Below are 22848 nucleotides of genomic sequence, written 5' to 3' on the forward strand. Positions count from 1 at the left end.
CGGGGCCATATCAGCCGCATGTAACAGTTTCTTGTGCGTCCGCCCACCGGCCCCGGAAAATTTGCCGATTACGCCGATCTAGCCGACGTCGCGGCGGCCTGTCGCCAGCGGGTTGGTTCCGCTTCCCGTCTGGCGCGGGGCGCCGACCTCGCGCCGGTCCGCATGGGCGATGCCGCCGAACGGCGAGGCAATGCCGGATGCCGGACGGACAACGGATGCCGGGATGCCTGCGCGCAGGCCCTCGACAAGCAGCATCGCGGCGCGCGGCGTGATCCGGTCATGCAGGGAGATCAGCTGGCGCAAGCGATCCAGCGGCACGCTCTGGCCGAGCAGACGCACGAGAATGCGGCCGCTTTCGCTGTCGCCGGTGCCGAGCGCCCGGAGCGCCACCACCAGCGCCTCACCGCCCGTGTCGTCGACCAGACGCGCGGCCGTGTCCCCGGACAAGGCCAGCGTATAGGCAAGATGGGCGGCGAACACCGCGACGCCGCCGGACAGGGCCGCATCGACCAGCGACTTCAGCACCGCCGGCTTGAAGGCGGCATTGAGCACGCGCGGATCGCCCTTGCGGGCCAGTTCGCCGAGCGCCCGGGCCTCGGCGGCGGCAATCGCCTCCATGCGCCCGGCCGGGTCGAGATCGAGAAACAGCGCGAACAGAAGCGGAGCGGGCAGTGCCCGGCGGCTGGCAAGTTCGGGCGCCAGCGCGGCCAGCACCTGCGGCCGCGCGGCGAGAATGGCGAACGCCTCGTCGTCCAGCGGGCAGTCGGGGCGCGCGAGCAGCACCTTCAGCGTTTCCGCATCGGCATGACGCAGCAACACCTGCGCGACGCCCGCCGGCATCGCGGAGCGCCCCGCGATCGCCCGGCGCACTGTCTCCGCGCCCCTGGCGGCGCCCGTCATCAGGTCGGTCTCGGCCAGCGGGCCGGCCGAGGACAGCGCGCGTGCGGCGACATCGGCGTCGGCATCGGCGGCAAGCAGGGAGAGGCAATCGGCCGGCGTGTGCGCATAGTCCGCAAGAAGGCTCGCGATCATGCGGCGGTGCTGCACCGGCGCGTCGGGCAGGAGCTGGCGGAACAGTTCGGAAAAGATGCGCTGCTCGGCCGTGTCGTGACGGTCGCGCGCGACATAAAGCTCGGTCGCCGCCAGCAGCACGCCGGCCTTGCGTTTGCGTTCGGGTTCGAGCGACAGATCCACCACGCCTTCCATCTGCCTGTGCGCGCTCGGCTGCCCCGGTGAAACCGGGTCCTTCGACGATACCGGAGGGCCGTTGGCGGGCCCTTTTTGCTCGGGAGGACAGGACACTGGGCCGGACTTGCTTACGCTACGCAGTTACACACGCGCTCGCTTGGCCCCACAAGGGACGCACGAACCGCTTCAAACTGGAGCAAAAGCGTTAGCAACTTATTAACCGTGACTCATTCCTACTACCCTTACGGCAGATGGTTTTGCGTGACCTGCCAGGGTTCAAGGGCCGGCGATCCTGCCGCCCCGCAGGGCTCAGGAGGATGCCATGGGCACCGTGCTGAACTTCCACAACCAGGCCAGACCGGGGCGCTTCGCCCGGCGGCCAATGCAGTCCGGCCGGCATGCGCCGGCCGAGATCGTCATCTTTCCGGGCGTGCGGATTGAACGCCATGACACCGCCACGGCTCTTGATCTGAGCGCGCGAATCGGGCGCAAACAGGAAGGAGCCGGTTTTTCCGGCAAGGATCGCGACCCCGGCAAGACGCACTGAAGGCGATCTTCCGCCGGTCCGGCGGCATCAAGCCTGCCCGCCGGCAACGTGTCGCGCCCGCGACGGGAAAGATGACAAGGTGACGAAGCGCCGAGCAGACGTTGACCGCAAGCGCGAAGGCGCCCTGCAGACCTGCGCGCAGGTGGCAGCGGGAGCCGCGCGTACCGCTCGCCTGCGTCCGCAACTCGCCCTCGCCGCCCTGTTGCCGGCGCTGCTGCTGGTCGCTGCGTGCCAGCGCCCCACCGGCGATTTCGGCCGTGCCGCCCCCTCCGTCCTGCATGACACGATCCTGCCGGCGGCCGGAGACGAGCTCGCCATCAATCGCGGCGAACCGGTGTCGCGCTTCAATCTCACGGACGACGAGAAGGAAATGCGCAACCGCGCATGGTCGCTGATCCGTCCGCCCTCGGCCGAGGACTGGATCGAGGGCAGCCGCACCGAGCTGATCCGCACCCGCGTGCTGCCGGAGACCGGCGGGGCCGGCGATCCCGACCGCTATTACGCCTTCCTGCGCTCCGACCGCTATCGCTCCAGCGAAGTGCGCTACGACCGGGTGGCGGCCGACGCGGTCGCCGATGCGGCCCTCATTCCTCCCTTTTGCGAGATCGCGCTGCGGGTGACGACAGCCGACGAGGAGCGGCTGCGCGCGCTCGGGCGGCGCGAGATCTCGACCGGCGAGGAACTTGCCGGCGCGCAGGCCCGGGTCTGGGAGAACCGCCGCTACATGGACTGGGCCAGCCAGGCATTGCGCTTCCGCCTGGTCTCCTACCGCAATGCCATCGACGCGCTGGAGATCGAGACGCCCTCGAGCGGCAAGGTCTGGGATGCCAACACGGCCTGGAAGAAGCTCGCCGCCGAGGTGGTGCAGCTTGAAAAGGGCTGCGAGACCGGCAATCGCTACGGCCAGGTCGAGGAAACACAGCGCTCGCGCATCTTTTCCAACTGGGGAACGGAGCGTCCCGCGCCGGTCAAGTAGGGCGCGCGCCCATCCGGAGCGCGGTCCGGTGGCAAGTGTCATGCGATCCTCACATCGGCGTGCCATTGGGGCGCACTTGCGGGCCACCGCCCGCACCGGCTAAGCACAGGGCCGGCCCTCTCCAGCAACCGGATGTCCCGCATCGCATGTCGGTTTCCCTCCGTTCCCTCGCCAAGCGTTTCGGCACCCTCGCCGCGATCTCCGACATTTCCCTCAAGGTGGAGGACGGCAGCTTCTTCGCCATTCTCGGTCCCTCGGGCTGCGGAAAGTCGACGCTTCTGCGCCTCATTGCCGGGCTGGAGACACCCGACGCGGGCGAAATCGACATTGGCGGCACCCCGGTCGCGGGTCCGCGGCTGCATGTGCCGCCGGAAGCGCGCAATGTCGGCGTGGTGTTCCAGTCCTACGCGCTGTGGCCGCACATGAGCGTTCACGACAATGTCGCCTTCCCGGTGGAAGGCACCGCGCTTTCGGCAGAGGAGCGCCGCACAAGGGTGGCAAGCGCGCTCGCCACGGTGGGGCTTTCGGGCCTCGCCGCGCGCAAGCCCGCCTCGCTCTCCGGCGGCCAGCGCCAGCGCGTCGCGCTCGCCCGCTGCCTTGCCCAGGCCGCCGGCACGATCCTGATGGACGAGCCGCTGGCCAATCTCGATCCGCACCTGCGCCAGTCGATGGAAGAGGAACTGGCCGCCTTCCACGCCAAGACCGGAGCGACAACGCTCTACATCACCCACGACCAGCGCGAGGCGATGGCGCTTGCCGACCGGATCGCGATCCTGTGGGAGGGGCAGCTTCTGCAGGCGGACAGCCCGGAGACCGTCTACCGCCGGCCGGCCGGCGAGAAGGTCGCCCGCTTCATCGGCCGCTCCGCGCTTCTCGATGCGCATGTGGAGGCCTGCGACGGCGGCCGGGCGCTGGCGCGGATCGGTGCGACCACGGTTGAGGCAAGCTGCGGCGACCCCGCACGGACCGGCGCCGCCCGGTTGATGCTGCGCCCGGAGGACATCCGCATCGGCACACGGGATGCCGGCGAGACGCTTGACGCACGGATCGTGCATACCAGCTATCGCGGCGGCTTCTGGGAGGCGACGGCCACGCTCGAGGGCCATGCCGAACCGCTGGTTCTGCATCTGCCCCGCCCCGCCGCTGCCGGAGAACGCGTGCCGCTGACCCTTGCCGGCGGATGGGTCCTGCCCGAAACGGCGTGAGCCGCCACGCGCCGGCGCGCGGAGCCGTTGCCGCATGAAAAAGGCCGCCGTGGATACCACGGCGGCCTTTTGTCTCGACAGGGAAACGGCTTACTTGGCGCGCTTGCGCTGCTGGCCGAGGCCCATCTTCTTGGCAAGCTCGGAACGGGCCGCCGCGTAGTTCGGCGCCACCATCGGATAGTCGCTCGCCAGGCCCCACTTCTCGCGGTACTCCTCGGGCGACATGTCGTAATGGGTGCGAAGGTGCCGCTTGAGCGACTTGAACTTCTTCCCGTCCTCGAGGCAGATGATGTAGTCCGGCGTGACCGACTTCTTGACGGCAACGGCGGGACGCAGAGGCTCCGGCTCCGGCTCAACGGCCGCGCTGCTGGTGCGGTGCAGCGCGTTGTAGACCTCGTTGATCAGGCTGGCCAGATCGGAAGAGGCAACAGTGTTGTTCGACACATAAGCCGAAACGATGTCGGCAGTCAGGTCGATGAGATTGTCGTCGGCGACCGTTTCAGTCATTTTCCACCCATCAGTTAAGTCGGAACACTAACGAAATAGACCGACAAAAAGAACCGCCAGGCTCACTCAGCGTACTGTCCCGATACTAACGCGCGTGAGGATCTGACTTCGATTCTGCCGACCAAAAGGCATGCGTGTCGTATATATCGACCTAATCGGGACCACAAGAGAAATTTCCATCAGTTTCTCATGTAGGGCAGCCTTATTGCTGGTCTAATTGCCATCCGGTGGTTAGTTTTCGCGAATTCCAGATCAAGCAAATCGTGAATAAAACACATGACGCCCCGTCAACGAAGCACCTGATGGCCTCACTCAGTCGTCATTCTTGGCCATTTCGTCAATATGGGTATCCGAACACGGCCTGTAACCGGCCTCATAGGCGGCCTTTGCAAGCAGGTGGGCGGCCACCGGAGCCGTCAGAAGGAAGAAAACCACGCCGGCCAGCGCCCGCGTGATGACGTCGATCTGGTGGGCATGGATGGCCAGCGCGATCAGCATCAGACCCGATCCCAGCGTGCCGGCCTTGGAGCCGGCATGCATGCGCATGTAGACGTCCTTGAGCCGCAGCAGGCCGATGGAGGCAATCAGCGAGAAGATCGAACCGACGACCAGCACCACACCGACGGCAATCTCGAAAACCGGGATCATCGTCCACCCTCCCCTTCGGTCTGCGTCTGCGAGATCTCGTCGACGATCGTGGCGTCCCTCGCCAGTCCGCGATTGAGGACGAAACGGGCAAAGGCGACGGTTGCCAGGAAGCCGACAAGGCCGAGCGCGATGGCAATGTCGACATAGAGGAAATAATCGGTCTGAACGCCGATCGCGGCGATGAAGCCGATGCCCACGGCAACCAGCATGTCGAGTGCCACCACCCGGTCGGGCAGGGTCGGCCCGCGCACGATGCGCACCACGATCAGGAAGAAGGACACCGTCAGGATCGCCAGCGAGATGTTGACGCAGATATCCAGGAACAGCGACGAGTAGCCAAGCACTCCGCTCATCGGAAAGCCTCCAGGATCTTGCGTTCAAATCCGTTCTTGATGTCGTCGATGGTCGCCTGCTTGTCGGGCACGTCGATGCAGTGCACATAGAGCGTCTTGCGGTCATCCGAGACATCCACGGACAGGGTCCCCGGCGTCAGGGTGATGAGATTGGCCAGCATGGTGATCTCGAAATCCCGGTCCACCGTCAGCGGATAGGCAATGATCCCGGGCTTCAGCTCGATCTTCGGGCGCAGCACGATGACCGCGACACGAAGCGCCGACAGCAGCAGCTCGTAGACGAACAGCAGGGCCAGGCTGACGATCTGCCACAGCCGGCGGGTATAGCGGCTGGTGCCGACCTGCTCGCGGATGATGTAGAGCGCGAAGGTACCCAGCAGGAAGCCGAAGAGCAGGTTGACCTCGGCGAAACTGCCGGTCACCGCGCCCCAGGCGAGGGCCAGCAGAATGTTGATCAGGAACAGGCTTGTCATTGGACAGCGCCTCCGAAGACGGAGCGAAGATATCCGAGCGGCTCGGTCAGCGTCGATGCGCCGCGCCCCGAGACCTGCATCATGAATTCAGGCTGCACGCCGAGCAGGATGACCAGGCCGAGCAGGAGCCCGATCGGCAGCCAGATGCTGGCGCTGGTCATGCCGGGCGCCGGGACGAGCACGCTGGTGAGCTGGCCGTCGGCCGTGCCCTCCGCACCGCCGCGCCAGAACGCATAGATCCAGACCCGGCCCATGGCGATCGTGGTCAGCAGGCCGGTCACAAGGATCGAGGCGGCGATCCAGCCGTGGCCGCCGACCAGCGCCGCGTCCACGAGCAGCACCTTGGGCCAGAAGCCGGAAAAGGGCGGCAGGCCCGAAACGGCGAAACCGAGCATCAGGAAGACCGCCGCGAAGGCCGGGCTCGCCCGGTAGAGGCCGCCAAGCTCGCGCAGCGAGTAGGAGCCGCCAAGCCCGCGCATGACGCCGGCCGCCATGTAGAGCGCCGTCATCACCAGGATCGAGTGCACCGCGTAGAAGATCGTGCCGGCGAGCGCCGGCGTGGTGCCGATGGCAAGACCGGCCAGCATCGAGCCGATGCCGGAGATCACCAGATAGCCGAGCAGGCGGCGAATGTCGGTCTGCGCCAGCGCCCCGAGCACGCCGGTCAGCATGGTGGCGATGGCGACCAGGGCGATGACGTCGGCAAGCGCGACGCGGGCATCCGGCAGCAGCAGCGCGAAGATGCGCAAGAGCGCATAGACGCCGACCTTGGTCAGCAGGCCGGCAAAGACGGCGGCGATGACGATGCGCGGCGTATGATAGGAGGCCGGCAGCCAGAAATTCACCGGGAAGGCGGCCGCCTTCATGGCGAAGGCGAGGAAATAGAGCACCGCGACGGTCATCAGCGGACCCTGAAGACCGGCCTCGCGCGCCTTGATGGCAATATCCGCCATGTTGAGCGTGCCGAGAATGCCGTAGAGCAGGCCGGTGGCGATCAGGAACAGGGTCGTGGCGATGATGTTGAGCAGCGCGTATTTGACCGCGCCGTCGAGCTGGGCGCGCTCGTTGCCAAGCACCAGCAGGCCGAAGGACGAGATCAGCAGCACCTCGAACCACACATAGAGGTTGAAGATATCGCCGGTCAGGAAGGCGCCGCAGACGCCGGTCATCAACAGCATCAGGAACGGATAGAAGCCGTAGCGCCGGCCGGAACTGTCGACATCGCCGATGCCGTAGACGGCGGCGGCAAGGGCCACGACCGATGAGGTCAGCGCCAGCGTCGCGCCGAGCGCATCGACCGTGAAGGCGATGCCGAAGGGCGGCAGCCAGTTGCCGGCGACCATGGTGATCACGCCCTTGTCGAGCACCCTGGCCAGCAGTCCCGCGCAGGCCGCGACCAGCAGCGACAGGAAGATGATCGCCACCTTCGGCTGGGCGTCGGTGTTCTTGCGCGTCATCAGGCAGAGCGCACCGCCGAGCACGGTGATGACCAGCGGGGCGACCAGCAGCCAGTCGCCCGGCGCCACCGGGTCCATCCGCATGGCCAGCGACAGATCAACGTTGTAGTTCGAAGCGGCCATCGATCAGTACCCTTGCGGCGGCGAGGTCTCGCCCGTCGGCTCGGCCACCCGCATCTCGCTGGTGTCGTCCGTGCCGAGTTCCTGATAGGCGCGGAAGGCGAGCACCAGCAGGAAGGCGAAGAAGGAGAAGGAAATCACGATCGCCGTCAGGATCAGCGCCTGGGGCAGCGGATTGGCGATCGTCTCGTCCGGCACCTGCAGCGCCTCCGGGATGATCGGGGGCACCTCGCGCAGCAACCGCCCGGAGGTGAAGATCAGCAGGTTGACCGCATTGCCCAGGATGGCGATGCCGAGCAGCACGCGCACCAGCTGGCGCGACATCAGCAGGTAGACGGCGACGGCGAAGAAGATGCCGATGACGATCGAAAAGACGCCTTCCATCAGTCGCTCTCCCGCTCTTCAAGGGCCAGGGCGATCGAGGTGATCGACCCGACGACAACCAGATAGACGCCGATGTCGAAGAACAGCGGGGTCGACAGCGGCACCTCGACACCGAACAGGTTCAGATACCACCACTGGCTGGTCATGAAAGGCTGGGCCATGAACAGCGAGGGCAGTCCCGACAGGCCGGCGACGAACAGCCCGGCGGCGGAAATGCTCATCGGATGCAGGGAAATCGCCCGGCGCACCGCGGCGACGCCGCAGGCGATGCCGTAGATGGCGAAGGCGGAGGCCGCGATCAGCCCGCCGATGAAGCCGCCACCCGGCTCGTTGTGGCCGCGCAGCAGCACGAAGATGGAAAACAGCACCATCAGCGCCGCCAGATAGGGCGCGATGGTGCGGAAGATGATCGTCCTCACAGGCGTGCCTCCCCGCTTTTCTGCAGCGCCTCGTCACCGGCGGCATGGTCGAGCGCCGCCGCCCGGTCCTTGGTCGGCCGGACCCGGATCAGGGCCAGCACGCAAAGACCGGCAAGCATCACCACCGCGATCTCGCCGAACGTGTCGAAACCGCGGAAGTCGACGAGGATGACGTTCACGATGTTGCGGCCATGGGCGATGGTGCGGCTGTACTGCTCGAAGAAGTCCGACAGCGACCGGTCGAAGGGCATCTGCGTGATGCGGATCAGCAGTCCGGCAAGGCCGACACCGATGGCGAGCGCGATGGCGCCATGGAACAGGCGCGGCAGCATCGGCCGATGGTCGCGCGGCTGCAGGTTGAGCCGGGTCATCACCAGCGCCAGGATCACTACCGACAGGGTCTCGACCATGAACTGGGTGAAGGACAGGTCCGGCGCGCCGAACAGCATGAACACCAGCGCAACGGCAAATCCCTGGATGCCGAGCGAGACGATGGCGGTCAGCCGCGTCCTGGCGACCAACACGGCGAAAAGGCCGCTCAGCGCGATTGCCAGCACGCCCCATTCGTAGAAGCGGAAACCGGGCATCTCGAGCGTGTCGGGCCAGTTGCCGGTGAGCGTGAGCGGCACCAGCAGCGCCGCCGCCGTGACCAGGAAGGTCATCGTCATGTAGACGTCCATCCGCCCGCCCTGGAGACGCCGGGTCAGCCAGCCGGAGAAGGCGACGATGCCGGCGATGGCCTGGTCGAAGCCCTTGTCGGGGCCCCAGCCGATGGCCGCCAGGAGACGGGCCATGGCATCGCGCAGAGCGTCGATCTTCAGGAACAGGACGATGCCGAGGACAACGGTGACGACAGACAGGATCAGCGCCGCGCCGATATAGCCGGGGACGAGATGCACGTCGACCGCGACCTGGTTGCCGAGGATCGAGGAGACGACCGGCGAGATGAAGTAGACGCCGGTATCGTGCGCCAGGAGCGCGGCCGCCAGACCGGTGAGCGACAGCACAACCGGACCGGCATAGAGCAGCAACGGCCCTTCATGGGCGTGTTTCGGCGTGTCGACCTTCGGCCCCAGGAACGGCTTGATGGCGACCGCGGCGGCAATCACCAGCATCAGCGCGTTGCCGATCACAGCGACGGCGGTCAAGGTCAGCGGCACGCCTCCCTCGCCCCAGATGCCGGCATAGAGATATTCCTTGGCGATGAAGCCGACGAAGGGCGGCAGTCCCGACATGGAAAGCGCGGCAAGACAGGCGGCGGCGAAGGTGATCGGCATCGCCTTGCGCAAGCCGCCGAGCCTGGTCACGTCGCGGGTGCCGGCTTCGTGATCGATGGTGCCGGCGACCATGAACAGCGCGCCCTTGAACAGCGAATGGGCAAGCAGGTAGAGCGCCGCGCCCTCGATCGCCTTCTCCCAGCTCGTGCCGGTGAGCATCACCAGCAGACCCAGCGAGGCGACCGTCGTGTAGGCGAGCATCAGCTTCAGGTCGGTCTGGCGCACGGCGAGCAGCGTACCGACGATCAGCGTCGCGCCGCCGAACAGAGGCAGGATCGTCGTCCACAGCACCGTGTCGCCGAGCACCGGATGCATGCGCATCAAGAGGTAGACGCCGGCCTTGACCATGGTGGCGGAGTGCAGGAAGGCGGAGACGGGCGTGGGCGCCTCCATGGCGTTGGGCAGCCAGAAATGGAACGGGAACTGCGCCGACTTGGTGAAGGCGCCGCCGAGCACCAGCAGCAGGATCAGCGGATAGAGCGCATGCTCGCGCAGCACGTCGCCGGAGGCCAGCACCGCCGACATGCTCGCCTCGCCCGTCACGCTCATGATCACCAGGAAACCGGCCAGCAGCGACAGCCCGCCGCCGCCGGTAACCACCAGCGCCTGGATGGCGGCGCGGCGCGAGGCGGCGCGCAGATGGTCGAAGCCGATCAGCAGGAACGAGGTGATCGAGGTCAGTTCCCAGAAGATGAACAGCGTGATCAGGTCGTTGCCGAGCACCAGGCCCAGCATCGCGCCCATGAACATGAACAGGAAGGAGAGGAACCGCCCCTGGTGCGGATGGCCTTTCAGGTAGCCGCCCGCATAAAGGATGATGAACGTGCCGATGCCGGAAATCAGCAGCGCGAACAGCGTCGACAGGCCGTCGATGTAAAAGGAGAGAGTTACGCCATAGGACGGCACCCATTCGAGCGTCGGGGTATAGCGGGCGCCTGCCGCGACGTCCGGCACCAGGCCGGCGAAGAACAGGAAGATGCCGGCGGGCACGAGCGCCAGCGGCCAGGCCGCGTTCGCCCCCATCAGCCGGGTCAGGGCCGGCGCCACGAGCGCGGCCGCGAACGGGGCCAGTACGGCGAAGACAGTCGCCTCGGAACCTGTGAGCGCCATGAGCCTCCCCTGGAAGATGAAACACGCCGGGCAATCGGAGAATCAAATCGATTCGGCCCATCTTACCGAGTGTTTGCTAAGATTTGCCCCACATATAACCAGCACAATCCGACGGGCAAGTGATTTACGCCCCCGGAGGGACAGCTTTCGGCAAAAGCCGCGCGCCCTATTGTCGCCCTTGCAGGAAGGACCTATTTCCGGACGTTGGAAACGTCACTTCACACCCGAGGTCCTGCCCATGTCGAACGCCGACCGCCCCAAGTTGCAGAAGAGCGATGCCGAGTGGCAGGCGCAGCTCAGCCCCGAGCAGTTTCACGTGCTGCGCCGCGCCGGCACCGAGCGCCCCTTCACCGGGCCGTTCTGGAATACCTTCGGCACGGGGCTCTATTCCTGCCTCGGCTGCGGCTCGCCGCTGTTCCGCTCGGACACCAAGTTCGACGCCGGCTGCGGCTGGCCGAGCTTCTACGAGACGGTCAGCCCGGACGCCGTCACCGAGATCGTCGACCGTTCGCACGGGATGGTGCGCACCGAGATCCGCTGCGGCACCTGCGACGGGCATCTCGGCCATGTGTTTCCCGACGGACCGCCGCCGACGGGCCTGCGCTACTGCATGAACGGCACGGCCCTGTCCTTCGAGGAGGAATAGGCCCCGGCAAGGACCGCGCGCACGGGAGCCGGCAAAGCGGCGGACCCGCGCCCCGCAAAGCAAAAACGCGGCCCCGGGGGCCGCGTTTTCGTTTCAACCGTCAGGCCGGCAGGGCGCCTCAGTCGAGACGGCCGCTGGCATGGGCGAGCATGGTGTAGACCTTGCCCGTGTCCGAGGTCAGGTAGGTCTGGCTCATGATGTTGTCGCGGTCATTGCGCGACACCTGGGCCAGCAACTGCTCGAAGTCGGTCAGGTAACGGTCGACCGCCCCCCGGAACTCCGCGTCACGCGCGTATTTCTGGCGGATCTCGTCGAAGGTCTGCTGACCCTGCAGGGTGTAGAGACGGCGGGTGAAGACATGCCGCTCGCCCTGCTTGTAGCGCTCCCACAGGTCGATGAACGTCTCGTGGTCGATCGCCCGCGCGATGTCGATGGACAGGGAGTTGAGGCTCTCCACCATCTGCAGCGGCGAGCGCCCCTGCTGGTCCTGGTCGCCGGACCCCGCCTCGTCCTGCGAGGCGCGGCGCAGCAGGTCGCTGACCCAACCCTTGCCGCCGCCCTGGGCGTTGCCGCCACGCGTTTCCGCCGCCGGCTGCGCCTTGGGCGTGTCGAAGTCGCTGAGCGTCTTGCGCCGCAACTCGCCGCGCAGTTCGCCGCGCGCCGGGGTTGCGGCCGGCGCCTGTGCCTGTTGTGCCCGCGGCGCCGGCTCGGGAGCCGGACGTGAGGGCGCGGGGGCCGCCGATCCGACGCTGGCCAGCGTCGCGGTCTGCGCCACGGCCTTCTCGCCGGCACGCGAGATGTCCAGCGAATTGGACTGGCGGGCGACGATCTCCGAGAGCTCGGTGAGCGCGCGCACCTGTTCGCTGACCACCTTGCGCAGCGCGGAGGTCGACTGCTCGGCCTCCTCCGGCAGGTCGAGAATGCCGCGCTTCAGCTCGGCGCGGGTCTTCTCCAGCTCGCTGTGCACGCCGCGGGCCACGTCGCGCATGCGCGTGGTCGCCTCGGTGAAGCGCTCGGACGCATCCGACAGGGTCCTGGTCATCTCCGAGACCACATCATCCTGCGCCGCGCGAACCGCCTCGCGGGCCTTCTGGCCCTCGAGCCCGGCGGACATGCGCATGGACTCGAACTGCTCGGTGACCGCCACGGTCGCCGCCTCGGCGGCGGCGGTGAGCTGCAGGGTCACCTCGCGGCTCTTCTCGTCGGCGCCGGCAAGCGAGGCCTCGAGCTGCTTGGAGAAGCTGCGCATCAGGCTGTCGATCGCCTCGGTCTTGGCCAGCAGCGTGTCGGCCACCTCCTCGATCGCGGTCTTGCGCTCGCCCACCCGGGCATCGACCGAGCGGTTGATCTCGTCGAGATTGCGGGCGGCCTCGCTCAGCATGGAGCCATGCTCCTCGAGACGGCCGGACAGCGAGCCAATGTCGGCAAGGACCGATTCCGACACCTTGCGCAGCACCGCGGTCTGGTTCTCCAGGGTGCCGGTGGAGGCCGTCGTCTCGCTGACCGCGCGGTCGATCGCCGTGCGGAACTCGCCGGCGCTGCGCGACAGCGACGTCTCGACATTGCCGAGATTCTCGCCCGCATTGGCAACGACATCGCTCAGCAGGCTGTTCGATTCCGTCAGGCGGTTGAGCAGGCCGGTGATGTCGCTCTCCAGCTGCGTCTTGGTAAGGGTCAGGATCTCGGCGGCGGAACTGCTGCGCTCGTCGAGCTTGGCAACCAGCGCGTCGCCGGCCTCGACCAGCTTGCGGGTGGCATCCAGACCCGTGCGGGCGAAGCTGTCGGTGACGTCGCGGCCCTTGACCGTGATCGCGTCCAGGATCGCGTCGTGGATCTCGGAGACCCGCGTCGTGAGCGCCTGGGCGCGTTCCTCGATCGCCGCCACGACGGCATTGCCGTCCGTACCGAGGATCTGGGACAGGGTGCCGGAGCGTTCCTCGAGCGCCTGGTTGAGTGCATCGGCGCGGGCCACAAGGTCCTCGGCGACCGCGTTGCCGCGTTCCGCCAGCAGGTCGGCGGCGGCGCGAACGGCACCGGCCACTTCCGAACGCACGCCGTCGGCCTCGCCGGAGACCGTGTTGCGGATCTCCTCGACCGTGCGGGCCAGCACCATGCGGGCCTGCTCGCTCTCGCTCGACAGCATGCCGGCGACATCGGTCACCGTGCGGGTCAGGTCCTCGCGAACCTTGTCGCTTTCGCTGCCAAGCGCACCGCTCATCTCGCCGAGCGTGCCAACAAACAGCGTGCGGGCCTTCTCGCTTTCGGCGGCCAGCGAACGCGCAGCCTCGCCGACGGCGGAGAACAAGAGGTCGCGCAGCTTGTCGCTTTCGCCCGAGAGCGAATCCGTGGCGCTGGTGAGCGAGGCGACGATGGTCTCGGCCGCCTTCTCGCTTTCGCTCTGCAGGGCGCCACGCGCCTCGCCGACCGAACCCAGAACGATCTGGCGCAGGCGTGCGCCCTCGTCTTCCAGCTTCTGGGTGGCATCGCCGAGCGTCGTCTCGACGATCTCGCGCAGCTTGCCGCTTTCGCCCGACAGCATGCCGGTGAGGCGCTCGACCGTGCCGCCGGCCTCGGTGATCACCTCCGACAAGGTCTCGCGGGCCCGCTCGCTCTCGCTGGTCAGCGTGCCGGTGATCGCCGCCAGGCGCTCGGCCAGGATGCGTTCCAGCTCGGCGGAGCGGTTGTCCAGTGTCTCGGCCACCTCGAACACCTTGGAGCCGAGCGACACGTTGATCTCCGCGATGCGGTCGGACAGCGTGTCGGTGAGATCCTGGCTCTGGCGCGACAGGACCTCGCCGGCATCGGTCAGGCGCTGGTCGAGCGACTTCGACATCTCGGTCTGGCCGTCAACGAAGGCCGAGGCGATCTCGCGCGTGCGGGCAATCAGCGTCTCGCTGATCTGGCGGGCACGGGCATCGAGCGCCTGGTCGATGCGCTCGGTGCCGAGCGACATCGTGTTGGCCAGATGCTCGGCCTTCTCGGACATCGACGTCGCGGCCTGCTCGACCTTGGTGCCGATGGAGCCCTCGAAGGTGACGAGATGCTGCTCGATCGCCTCGCCGATGATGCGCGAGCGTTCCGAAAGGCTGGTGCCGATCTCCTCGGCACGGGCGCCAAGCGTCGCGCCGACCTCGTCGACCTTGTCCGACAGCTGGATGGTGATCGCCTGCGAGCGGTTCTCCAGAACGTCGGACAGCGCAACGGTGCGCTCGTTGAGGGTCGATTCGAACTGGCCGGTGCGCTGGTCGAGGGTCGCCGACAGCTTCTCGATGCCGCCCGACAGGGTTTCATCGAAGCCGTGGATGCGCGTGTCGAGGGCATCGGCCATCGACGAGGCGCGCAGGTCCAGCGTCGAGTTGAGCGACTCGATACGCCCGTCCAGCGTCGCGCCGAGCTCGGCGGTGCGCTGGTCGAAGGAGGCGACCAGCTGGTGGCCGCGCTCGCCGATCAGGATTTCCATCTGCTCCAGATGACCGCCCAGGCCACTCTGCAGCGCGCCGCCGCGCTCTTCCAGCGTCGCATCGAGGCGGTCGCCGATCGCCGACAGCTCGCCGGCGACGCGCTCGCCGCGCGAACCGATCAGATGGGCCAGCTCGGTGCCGGTCTCCGACAGGGTACGGGCAAAGTCGCTGGTGTGCATCGACAACGACGTGCCGAGCGTAGAGGACGCATCCTCGAGCGCCGAGCGGAAAGCCCGCGTCTGACTGTCGATGAGGTCCGCCATTTCCTGGCTGCGGTTCTCCAGGCGCTGGTCCAGCGCCTCGCCGTTGACGGAGATCGCCTCGTGGATCTTGTCGCCGACGGCGCCGAGCCGGTCGGCAAGCTCCGTGCCGCGCACGGTGATCGTCTCGGTCAGGCTGCCGGCCGTCTCGTCCAGCTTGGACGCGATCTCGCCGCCGCGCAGCGACAGGTCGACGACAATCGACTCGCCCGTGCCGCGCAGGATCTCCGCGACCTCGTTGGTGCGCGAGGACAGCGTCTCGACGATTTCCGCCCCCTTGACGGAGATCGTGTCGGTAACTTCCTGACCGCGCAGGGAAATGCTCTCGACGACACGGTCGCCGGTTTCCGCCAGCGAGGCATCGAGCCCGGTGACGCGGCTGTCCAGTGTCGACAGCAGATCGTCGGTGCGGGTGGTAATCGTATCGATCAGCTTGCCGCCGGTGAGCGACAGGTTGGCGGTGATCTCCTCGCCACGCGAGGTCAGCGTCTCGACGAAACCGTCCGCGGTGGAGGCGAAGCGGTCGTTGATCTCGGTGCCGCGGGCCTCCAGCGTGGAGGCGAATTCCTGGCCGGTGCGGTTCATGCTGTCGACCAGCGTCTCGCCGGTTCCGGTCAGGCGGGAGACATAGCTTTCGCCATGGGAGGCAAGGCTCTCGATCAGCTCGCCGCCGGCGGTGCTGAACGTGTCCGCGATCTCGCGCACGCGGCCGTCGACCGTGGCGTTGAAATCCCCGACGCGCGATTCGATCGCCCCGGTGAGGCGCTCGGTCGCCGTGTCCGTGACTTCGCCGATCTTCTCGGACGTCGCCTGCAGCTGGGCGGCAAGGCTTTCATGCGCCCCGGTGATGCTGTCGCGCACCCGGTCGGCATTGGACACGACCGCCTCGCGCTGGGTGACGAGTTCGTCGATCAGCGCGCGGATCTTGAGTTCGTTGTCATTGTAGGAACGCTCGAGCGAAGACACCTCGTTGTGCACGAGGACCTCCAGCTCGCTGGCCCGCGCGATGGCCCGCTCGATGCCGTCGCCCATGGCGGCGACCTCCCGGCGGATCGCCTGACCGACGCTCAGGATGGATTCCTTGGCAACGTCCTCCGGCTCGGCGAGGCGCAGGGCAACCTCGGTCATGCCGCGCGCGACGATGCGCATTTCCTGGGCGCGGAAAATCATCAGCGCCATGGTCCAGAAGAACAGGACGGGCACGGCGATGGCGACGGCGGACAGGATCAGGGAAGGCGACGAGGCGATGTCACCGATGCCCTGAACGGCCGCGAGTTCGCTGGAGAAGGCGGCCGAGGCGAGCCACCAGCCACCGCCCACCCACAGGATGGACAGGGCGAGCGCGAACCAGAACGGCGCCGAGGTCGGACGCCGCTGAAGCGCATAGATGAGATTTCCGATGGTGCGGCGATCGTCGTTCGCCGCCGAGGTGGGCCGGCCGCCGCCGCGACCGCGCCGGCCGTTGCCGCGCTGGCCTTCCGCTTCACCCGACGCCTTGCCGGCCGAACCGGTCCGCTCCGCGTCGCCGCGCACCGGGCTTGAAGCCCCGGCGTTCGCGCTCTCCGGAGTGCTGGTCGCGGAAGCCGCCTTACCGCCGTCTTCCAGGTCGCCGAAATCGATCTTCAGCGCCTCCTCGACAGCCGAAAGGGCAGCCTCGGCGGGATCCTTCGCCTTCGGGGGATTTGCCATGGTCAGTTCGCCTCGCGTCCGTACTCGTTACACATCGGGTGCCACGGCGCTTCACTGTGGCGCCGCAAGACCGTGCACGGCAGGCGGTTCCGGCAGAACACGCCGGAATCGATAGCCGGGGAGTGAAAACGGCGTGACGAACCGGCCTCTGGTTCGAAAACACACCTCTCCCAAACTTGCCGCACACATAAACCTAATGACACAATCCGCCGGCTCGAACAACAATTTGCAGAGTCATGACAAGGAGATGAGGGGCATGGCAGAGGCGTCGAAGCGTCCCGCGCGGACGGCGGCAACAGGCGGCAAGCGCGGCGACAAGGCCGCATCCGGCACGTCACCCGCATCGCGCGGCCCCTCCCCGGCACAGGCGCTCTGGCTGGGTCGCGGGCTCGATCAGGCAGGTGGAAAACTTCCCCTGTTCGACGCCGAGGGACGCCGCGTGGCCGAAAAAACCATCCGCGCCTGCATCGCCGCGGGATGGGCAGAGCCTTGGTTTTCCAACCCGATAAAGCCCGACTGGCTGGTCTGCCGGCTCACCGATGCCGGCCGTGCCGCGCTTGAGGGCAGCCACCGCTGACCGGCCCACATGCCCCGCAGCGACGAGCGTGAAGGACATGCGGGCACATCCACGAAAGGGGTCCGCATGTCGGCGGGAGACGGATCGGCGGCCGGTCGATCCCGCGGATGTGTGAACGCGTGTTAACCAAAGATTCACTTTGTTGGCCGGCGGCCGGGTTTCGCCCGCCATGCTTAACCTCGTTTTCGCGAATTTTAACGAGGCTTGATGGCAGACAGATGCAAGGGCGCGGAGGCTTTTCCGGCGGCCGGCATCGCGACCAGGAAAGGTTCTGCCATGATGCAGGCAACCGCGAGACAATTGGACGGAACGGCGCAGGCGGCCGAGCGGGCGGGTATGCCCGATGCGCCGGTGGATCTGGTGCACCTCGCCCGTCACACGCTGGGCAACCGGGAGCTGGAGCGCGAGGTGCTGCGTCTCTTCTCCCGCCAGGCAAGGATGATGACGGAACGGATGCGGGAAGGCTGCCAGGGCGAGGCGCTGGAGCGCTGCCTGCACACGCTGCTGGGTTCGGCACGCGGCATCGGCGCCTGGAAGGTGGCCGAGGCGGTCGAACAGGCCCAGCAGGCGCTGCGCGAGACCGGCGGCGCCGATCTCGTCGCGGTGAGTGCTGCCGTCGCCGAATCCGCCGATTTCATCGAGATCCTTCTCGACGCCTGACGGCGGCGGCACCCGCCGTCGGCGAAACCGCGCCGGCCCTTTTCCGGCGCGGCAACCTGCCACGAATGACGGTCCGGGCCGCTTCGTCCGGGGCGGGCGCTTGACGTTTCGGCGCGAATGGTTATGTCGGAGCCTGACACGACCTTCCGCAATTCCAGCGTCGAGATCCTCCGCCCATGCCCAAGATCACCTACATCACCGCCGACGGCGCCGAGACAGCCGTGGACGCGCCGGTCGGCTCCACCGTGATGGAAAACGCCATCAAGAACATGGTTCCGGGGATCGAGGCCGAATGCGGCGGGGCCTGCGCCTGTGCCACATGCCATGTCTATGTGGACGAGGCGTGGACCGCCACGGCCGGGGCGCCCGAGCCGATGGAAGAGGACATGCTGGACTTCGCCTATGACGTCCAGCCGAACTCGCGCCTGTCCTGCCAAGTCAAGGTGACCGAAGCCATGGACGGCCTCGTGGTGCGCATTCCCGAACGCCAGGCCTGACGCCCGGACGGGGCGCGACGACGGGACCCGCCCGGCCGCACGCCCCGTCCCTGCTTTCTTCGCGCCAGGATGTCCGCCGCGTCAGCCCTTGAGCGCCAGGCACACCGCGGTCATGAGATCCGCCTGCGGCGTATCGCGGGGATTGTTGAGATATTCCTCCACCGCCGGCCGGTCCTCCGCTTCCTCGCCGCTTTGCGGCAACCAGGCCGAGAACAGCCGATCCCAGGTCAGGTGCAGGTCGGCGTAAGGGCCCTTGTGGATGGCGACGGCGTAGCGGCCGCCGGGCAGGTCCCTGACCTCCAGCGGCGCCAGCGCGGCCGGATCGGCACCGGCCGGCACGTTCACCGAGGCGAAGGAGCGCAGTTCCCGCTCCGGTACCGACTTCGGGTCGTCATAGTAGAGCCCGATCATTCGCGTCCCGCCACCCAGCAGCCCGGCCGCGCCGGCATGGGCGAAGGTCTTCTCGAACGCCCCACCGATCTCGATATAGGGGCCCGTGTGCGGCAGGCCGGCGAGACGCAGCGGTTCGCGCGTCTCGATCCTGACATCCAGCTTTTCAGTCATTCCGCTTTCTCCTCGTTTGGGGAACTCCAGCACCGGATCGCGCGGCATGTCGCGAAAGGCCGCGGGCGCCATGCCGTAATGCCCGGCAAAGGCGCGCGAGAAGGCCTCCGTGCTGCCATAGCCCGCCCGCCGCGCCACACGGGCAAGCGACAGGCGCCCGGCGACGAGATCGGTGGCCGCCCGGTGCAGGCGATAGCGCCGGACCGTGTGGGCGACCGTCTCTCCCGTCTGGGTGCGGTAGATCCGGTGGAAGTGAAACGGGGAGAAACACGCCGCATCGGCGAGCGTGGCGATGTCGAGCGGACCGTCGAGATGCGCCGCGATGTGATCGACGACGCGGGCGATCCGCCTGGCATAGTCGCGGGCGGTCGCGGGCCGTGGGCCACGCTCCGTTTCCTGGTCTGCTTCCTGCTTCGGCATGCGCTCCTCCGTTCACACTCCTCGCTAAACGAGGCCACCTGACAGAACTTGCGCATTTGCGCGCGAGGAGGAAGGGGGAGCAAGCCGGCGCTGCCGGTTGCGGCGCCGGCGAGAGGCTTGCCCAATCGGCAAAGAGCGGATTCAATTGCGCCGCACTCGTTCGGGCCAATCGGTTCTTTTCCATCGATTTGACGCAAGAGGTTCAGCAATGGGATTTATGGAGTTCTTTGCCTCCATCTGGGTTTCCTATCTCACCGACCTCACCCCGGCCGAACAGGCCCTGGCCGCCCTGACCGTCCTCGGGCCGGTGCTCGCTTCGCTTGCCGGCATGCGTCGCTATTACCTGGGCGCCAACAAGAATCTCGCCGTCGAGCTGGCCGAGGAAAAGGATGCCTCGCGCAGATGGCTGAAGAAATTCAACGAGGCCGAGGCGGAACTGGCATCCCTCAAGCGCGGGCTGCCCGCCTTCTGGATGGACGTCGTCACGAGGGAGCGCCGCGACGGCAACGAGGAACTGGCGCTCGGCTTCCTGCGCGACGAGATGCGGGCCATCGCCCGGCCGCTGGCGGAGGCGGCGGACAATCTCGCCCGGCATCACGTCTCCATGGCCTTCGACGGCGACCCCGCGCATCTTTCCGAGGCGCGCCGCCATGCCCGCCTCGCCCTCCTGCATGGGGGGCCGACGCCCTCCCGCGAGGGGCTTCTGGGCGAAGTCGATCTCCTGGCGGCGGCTTCAGGCATCCCGGCAGCGCGCGAGTTCACCACCTGGGACGACCTGCACGATGCCTATCCGGGCAGCCAGGACGGGTTGCCGGCCCTCGCCGCCCTGCACACGGCCACCTACAAGCAGCTTGAGGAGGGGCGCTACCATGTGGCCAAGCTGATCAACCGGCGGGCCGGCATCATCGCCGAACGGATCGGGCAGCCCGACCATCCCGGCGTCCTTGCGACACGCTACCTCAAGGCCCGCATCCTGAACCATCTGGGCGACTATCAACCGGCCCTAGCCGAGATCGATGCCCTGCTGCCCGACCAGAAGAGGGCCCTGCCGGAGAACGATCCGAACCTCCTGGGGACACGGCGGCTGAAGGCGCGGGTCCTCGACAACCTGGAGAACCACCGGGCCGCGCTCGCGGAAGTCGAGGCGGTCCTGCCGCTCGAGGAGGCGGCGTTGACGGCGGATCACCCGAACGTATTGGCGAGCCGGCGGCTGAAGGCGCGCATCCTGAACAATCTGGGCGAGCACGCGGCCGCGCTCGCCGAAATCGAGGACTTCGCGCCACGCGAGGAAAAGGCCCTGTCTCCGGACCACCCGGGGGTCCTGGCAACCCGTTGCCTCAAGGTGCAGGTGCTGGACGTGATGGGAGACCACAAGGCCGCTCACGACGAACTCGACGCGATCGCGTCCCTCGAGGGCAAGAAGCTGGGGGAGGATCACCCGGCCGTACTGACGACTCGCTACCTGAAGGCTCAAGCCCTGGCCGGACAAGGCGAGGACGAGGCCGCCCTTGACGAGATCAGGGCCGTCGCGCCGCAGCTTGCGCGGGTTCTGACGCAGGATCACCCGACCACCCAGGCAGCGCTGCAACTGATGGCGGGTCTGGTTCTGAAAGCCGGAAGGACCGGTCATCCGTTGTCTGCCCCAGAAGTTGCGGATGAACCATCAAGCCATCTATGATTGCGTTCATCTCATGAGCGTTCCGGGGGGAAACGGGCATGGCGGAGGCGGCAAGGGAGGCAAACAGCGGCGGACAGCGCAACGGGCCTGACAGCGAAGGGCCCAGTCGCTGGCCAAGAACGCCCTTCGGCCGAGGGATCGCCGCCTGCTTTCTCGCCGCGCTCGCCATGGCCGGGGTGGCGGCGCTCGGCCACTATCTTCTTGCCTCCGCCGTTCCCTTCGTCGCCCTGGTCGCGCTGGCGACGTTCCTTCTCGCCCGGCGGGCGGCGCATCAAAGCACGCTGTTCAACAAGGAAGCGGTCGATGTCTTCTACTATTCGCTCGGCCTTGTCGGCGTTCTCGTCTTCTTCGCCAGCGGATATCCGCAGCGGATCGAGCACGAGGCGCTGGAGGCGCTGCGCCCTCATGCGGAGCGGCGCGAGGCGGCGCGCGAGGCACTTGGCGACCATATCCTTCTCAGTGCCCGCTCTGCGCGCATCCGCTCGGCCTTCGCCGGCAACGCGACCGAGATCCTTGCCGAAATCCGCCGCATGGAAGTGGCCGCCACCGTGCGGCTCAGCCAGGCCGAAATGCTGGCCTGCCAGCAGGCCGGGGGTCTCCCCCTTCACGGACTGCTCGATCCCGCCGACGAGGAGCGTCTCGACCCGACCCGCGAGGCCCGCGAGACGCTCGCCCGCGAAATGGCACGCGCCGCCTGCGACACGGCGATCGAGATGCAGCAACAGCGCATCGCGGCCGCCCGGGCCAGCACCCTGTCGCGCGACCGGTTTCTGGCCGATGGCAACCGCTTCGAGGGCATTGCCGACCGGCGCCTCGTGCTTGGCGAGGATCTCGTCGTCAGCGTCGGCGACTTGCGCGCCGTGTTGCGCCAGCCGGATGACCCGGCGGCGGAGGACGCCGCTCGCGACCGGCTCGAAATCGCATTGGCGCAGGCCGAGCAGGTCTACGAGCGCGAAAAAAGCGCGGCCGACACGACGATCGACGCGGCGCGGCTGGTGATGCCACGCGAGGCCGGGCTCATCGCGCTCGTCATCTGGCCCTATGTGCTGATCCTGCTGCTCGGGCTGAAGCTGGCGCGTCCGCACGGCTGAGCCTCAGCCCGAGGCCGCGCGGACGAACAGGCGCGTCTACTTCGTGCAGCCGTTGACGTCGGCGGCGCAGTAGAACCCGTCGGTCGAGTTGCCGCAGCAATAGGTGAAGCCCGGGCTGGTGCAACTGTATTGCGACGAGCCGCAGCGACCGGCGACAACAATCGGCGCCGCCTCGATGGCGGTGCCGGCGGCGTCGCCGAAGACCGGCACGACACGCCTTGTTGTGATCGGCGCCGAGGAAGCCGAAGGTGCGGCATCGCCCGCCGCGAGACTGGCAAGGACGATCAAGGCCGCTCCCGGGGCGGCCTCCGAGGCGGCCACGGCCGGTGCGGGACATGTCTCGAGGGAACCGGCCCGGGCGACCCCGCCGGCCAGGATCGCCAGCGCGGCGAAGGCAAGCAATGCAGCCGGGACAAACCCGGCGCGCCAGCCGTCAAGGAACAGCCGGCGGCGGTCGGTGGCATACATGTATCTGGCAAGGACTGTTGCGGACATGGCAGATCTCCATGGGCTGGAGTGCACAATCCGTCTGCGCGCCCGTCCGTGCAGGCGGTCATCTCCTCTGCCGCAGAATTATATCAGTATTTTTGACAGGGCGCGACTCTGCGCGCCCTGCCCCTTCCTCTCAGGACCTCATCTCA

The 22848-nt window shown here is 67.4% G+C and carries 21 protein-coding genes; 9 read left to right on the top strand and 12 right to left on the bottom strand.

Annotated elements, in window-relative coordinates; all coding sequences use genetic code 11:
• Nucleotides 1-78 precede the first annotated feature (78 nt).
• On the bottom strand, nt 79-1206 hold the full coding sequence (locus RBB46_RS15475) for a DUF2336 domain-containing protein (protein WP_306029923.1): 1128 nt from the start codon (nt 1204-1206) through the stop codon (nt 79-81).
• 304 nt (nt 1207-1510) lie between these two features.
• On the opposite strand from RBB46_RS15475, the gene RBB46_RS15480 reads away from it, so the two are divergent.
• The 3 genes from RBB46_RS15480 to RBB46_RS15490 all read left to right on the top strand — a co-directional run bounded on the left by RBB46_RS15480 (nt 1511) and on the right by RBB46_RS15490 (nt 3916).
• Nucleotides 1511-1735, top strand: a complete 225-nt coding sequence (locus RBB46_RS15480) for a hypothetical protein (RefSeq protein WP_306029924.1) — start codon at nt 1511-1513, stop codon at nt 1733-1735.
• Between the two features lie 79 nt (nt 1736-1814).
• A complete protein-coding gene (locus tag RBB46_RS15485; RefSeq protein WP_306029925.1) occupies nt 1815-2711 on the top strand; it encodes a hypothetical protein in 897 nt (298 codons plus the stop codon).
• 146 nt (nt 2712-2857) lie between these two features.
• Nucleotides 2858-3916 (top strand): ABC transporter ATP-binding protein, encoded by a 1059-nt coding sequence (locus RBB46_RS15490; protein WP_306029926.1) that lies wholly within the window; start codon nt 2858-2860, stop codon nt 3914-3916.
• Nucleotides 3917-4006: 90 nt separating this feature from the next.
• Here the strand turns inward: RBB46_RS15490 and RBB46_RS15495 are convergent, their stop codons facing one another.
• The 8 genes from RBB46_RS15495 to RBB46_RS15530 form a co-directional block, all read right to left on the bottom strand.
• Nucleotides 4007-4423 (bottom strand): MucR family transcriptional regulator, encoded by a 417-nt coding sequence (locus RBB46_RS15495; protein WP_306029927.1) that lies wholly within the window; start codon nt 4421-4423, stop codon nt 4007-4009.
• A 312-nt stretch (nt 4424-4735) separates the two neighbouring features.
• Complete coding sequence (mnhG, locus tag RBB46_RS15500; protein ID WP_306029928.1) at nt 4736-5071, bottom strand: monovalent cation/H(+) antiporter subunit G; 336 nt, start codon at nt 5069-5071, stop codon at nt 4736-4738.
• Entirely contained in the window at nt 5068-5424 is a 357-nt protein-coding gene (locus RBB46_RS15505; protein WP_306029929.1) for a cation:proton antiporter, read from the bottom strand. Before RBB46_RS15505 ends, mnhG begins: the two co-directional genes overlap by 4 nt.
• Nucleotides 5421-5897, bottom strand: a complete 477-nt coding sequence (locus tag RBB46_RS15510) for a Na+/H+ antiporter subunit E (RefSeq protein WP_306029930.1) — start codon at nt 5895-5897, stop codon at nt 5421-5423. Before RBB46_RS15510 ends, RBB46_RS15505 begins: the two co-directional genes overlap by 4 nt.
• Nucleotides 5894-7477, bottom strand: coding sequence for a Na+/H+ antiporter subunit D (locus RBB46_RS15515; protein ID WP_306029931.1), 1584 nt, complete (start codon nt 7475-7477; stop codon nt 5894-5896). Before RBB46_RS15515 ends, RBB46_RS15510 begins: the two co-directional genes overlap by 4 nt.
• Before the next feature lie 3 nt (nt 7478-7480).
• Nucleotides 7481-7858: a Na+/H+ antiporter subunit C gene (locus RBB46_RS15520; RefSeq protein ID WP_306029932.1), complete on the bottom strand. Its 378-nt coding sequence runs from the start codon at nt 7856-7858 to the stop codon at nt 7481-7483.
• Entirely contained in the window at nt 7858-8277 is a 420-nt protein-coding gene (locus RBB46_RS15525) for a Na+/H+ antiporter subunit B (RefSeq protein WP_306029933.1), read from the bottom strand. Before RBB46_RS15525 ends, RBB46_RS15520 begins: the two co-directional genes overlap by 1 nt.
• Nucleotides 8274-10664, bottom strand: coding sequence for a putative monovalent cation/H+ antiporter subunit A (locus RBB46_RS15530; protein ID WP_306029934.1), 2391 nt, complete (start codon nt 10662-10664; stop codon nt 8274-8276). The genes RBB46_RS15525 and RBB46_RS15530 overlap by 4 nt, the downstream gene beginning before the upstream one ends.
• 238 nt (nt 10665-10902) lie before the next feature.
• Between RBB46_RS15530 and msrB the strand changes: the two genes are divergently transcribed.
• Complete coding sequence (gene msrB / locus RBB46_RS15535) at nt 10903-11310, top strand: peptide-methionine (R)-S-oxide reductase MsrB (RefSeq protein ID WP_306029935.1); 408 nt, start codon at nt 10903-10905, stop codon at nt 11308-11310.
• 118 nt (nt 11311-11428) lie between these two features.
• Here the strand turns inward: msrB and RBB46_RS15540 are convergent, their stop codons facing one another.
• On the bottom strand, nt 11429-16720 hold the full coding sequence (locus RBB46_RS15540) for an antitoxin (RefSeq protein WP_306029936.1): 5292 nt from the start codon (nt 16718-16720) through the stop codon (nt 11429-11431).
• A gap of 256 nt (nt 16721-16976) precedes the next feature.
• On the opposite strand from RBB46_RS15540, the gene RBB46_RS15545 reads away from it, so the two are divergent.
• The 3 genes from RBB46_RS15545 (at nt 16977) to RBB46_RS15555 (ending at nt 18454) form a co-directional block, all read left to right on the top strand.
• Nucleotides 16977-17297: a hypothetical protein gene (locus RBB46_RS15545; protein WP_306029937.1), complete on the top strand. Its 321-nt coding sequence runs from the start codon at nt 16977-16979 to the stop codon at nt 17295-17297.
• A gap of 276 nt (nt 17298-17573) precedes the next feature.
• A complete protein-coding gene (locus RBB46_RS15550; protein WP_306029938.1) occupies nt 17574-17957 on the top strand; it encodes an Hpt domain-containing protein in 384 nt (127 codons plus the stop codon).
• Nucleotides 17958-18133: 176 nt separating this feature from the next.
• Nucleotides 18134-18454 (top strand): 2Fe-2S iron-sulfur cluster-binding protein, encoded by a 321-nt coding sequence (locus tag RBB46_RS15555; protein WP_306029939.1) that lies wholly within the window; start codon nt 18134-18136, stop codon nt 18452-18454.
• 81 nt (nt 18455-18535) lie between these two features.
• Here RBB46_RS15555 and RBB46_RS15560 read toward each other — a convergent pair whose 3' ends face one another.
• Nucleotides 18536-19438 (bottom strand): GyrI-like domain-containing protein, encoded by a 903-nt coding sequence (locus RBB46_RS15560; RefSeq protein WP_306029940.1) that lies wholly within the window; start codon nt 19436-19438, stop codon nt 18536-18538.
• 208 nt (nt 19439-19646) lie between these two features.
• Here RBB46_RS15560 and RBB46_RS15565 point away from each other — a divergent pair, with 208 nt between their 5' ends.
• Together RBB46_RS15565 and RBB46_RS15570 are read left to right on the top strand one after the other, a co-directional pair.
• Entirely contained in the window at nt 19647-21116 is a 1470-nt protein-coding gene (locus RBB46_RS15565; RefSeq protein ID WP_306029941.1) for a hypothetical protein, read from the top strand.
• Nucleotides 21117-21154: 38 nt separating this feature from the next.
• Nucleotides 21155-22207 (top strand): hypothetical protein, encoded by a 1053-nt coding sequence (locus RBB46_RS15570; protein WP_306029942.1) that lies wholly within the window; start codon nt 21155-21157, stop codon nt 22205-22207.
• Nucleotides 22208-22243: 36 nt separating this feature from the next.
• On the opposite strand, the gene RBB46_RS15575 is transcribed toward RBB46_RS15570, so the two are convergent.
• Nucleotides 22244-22702, bottom strand: a complete 459-nt coding sequence (locus RBB46_RS15575; protein ID WP_306029943.1) for a hypothetical protein — start codon at nt 22700-22702, stop codon at nt 22244-22246.
• Nucleotides 22703-22848 lie beyond the last annotated feature (146 nt).

Source organism: Stappia sp. MMSF_3263 (assembly GCF_030733745.1).
GTDB lineage: Bacteria > Pseudomonadota > Alphaproteobacteria > Rhizobiales > Stappiaceae > Stappia.

Bases quoted from the DNA above. Each gene is read 5' to 3' on its own strand.
- RBB46_RS15475 (WP_306029923.1), bottom strand. From the start codon at position 1,206: ATGGAAGGCGTGGTGGATCTGTCGCTCGAACCCGAACGCAAACGCAAG.
- RBB46_RS15480 (WP_306029924.1), top strand. From the start codon at position 1,511: ATGGGCACCGTGCTGAACTTCCACAACCAGGCCAGACCGGGGCGCTTC.
- RBB46_RS15490 (WP_306029926.1), top strand. From the start codon at position 2,858: ATGTCGGTTTCCCTCCGTTCCCTCGCCAAGCGTTTCGGCACCCTCGCC.
- RBB46_RS15495 (WP_306029927.1), bottom strand. From the start codon at position 4,423: ATGACTGAAACGGTCGCCGACGACAATCTCATCGACCTGACTGCCGAC.
- mnhG (WP_306029928.1), bottom strand. From the start codon at position 5,071: ATGATCCCGGTTTTCGAGATTGCCGTCGGTGTGGTGCTGGTCGTCGGT.
- RBB46_RS15505 (WP_306029929.1), bottom strand. From the start codon at position 5,424: ATGAGCGGAGTGCTTGGCTACTCGTCGCTGTTCCTGGATATCTGCGTC.
- RBB46_RS15510 (WP_306029930.1), bottom strand. From the start codon at position 5,897: ATGACAAGCCTGTTCCTGATCAACATTCTGCTGGCCCTCGCCTGGGGC.
- RBB46_RS15515 (WP_306029931.1), bottom strand. From the start codon at position 7,477: ATGGCCGCTTCGAACTACAACGTTGATCTGTCGCTGGCCATGCGGATG.
- RBB46_RS15520 (WP_306029932.1), bottom strand. From the start codon at position 7,858: ATGGAAGGCGTCTTTTCGATCGTCATCGGCATCTTCTTCGCCGTCGCC.
- RBB46_RS15530 (WP_306029934.1), bottom strand. From the start codon at position 10,664: ATGGCGCTCACAGGTTCCGAGGCGACTGTCTTCGCCGTACTGGCCCCG.
- msrB (WP_306029935.1), top strand. From the start codon at position 10,903: ATGTCGAACGCCGACCGCCCCAAGTTGCAGAAGAGCGATGCCGAGTGG.
- RBB46_RS15540 (WP_306029936.1), bottom strand. From the start codon at position 16,720: ATGGCAAATCCCCCGAAGGCGAAGGATCCCGCCGAGGCTGCCCTTTCG.
- RBB46_RS15545 (WP_306029937.1), top strand. From the start codon at position 16,977: ATGGCAGAGGCGTCGAAGCGTCCCGCGCGGACGGCGGCAACAGGCGGC.
- RBB46_RS15550 (WP_306029938.1), top strand. From the start codon at position 17,574: ATGATGCAGGCAACCGCGAGACAATTGGACGGAACGGCGCAGGCGGCC.
- RBB46_RS15555 (WP_306029939.1), top strand. From the start codon at position 18,134: ATGCCCAAGATCACCTACATCACCGCCGACGGCGCCGAGACAGCCGTG.
- RBB46_RS15560 (WP_306029940.1), bottom strand. From the start codon at position 19,438: ATGCCGAAGCAGGAAGCAGACCAGGAAACGGAGCGTGGCCCACGGCCC.
- RBB46_RS15565 (WP_306029941.1), top strand. From the start codon at position 19,647: ATGGGATTTATGGAGTTCTTTGCCTCCATCTGGGTTTCCTATCTCACC.
- RBB46_RS15570 (WP_306029942.1), top strand. From the start codon at position 21,155: ATGGCGGAGGCGGCAAGGGAGGCAAACAGCGGCGGACAGCGCAACGGG.
- RBB46_RS15575 (WP_306029943.1), bottom strand. From the start codon at position 22,702: ATGTCCGCAACAGTCCTTGCCAGATACATGTATGCCACCGACCGCCGC.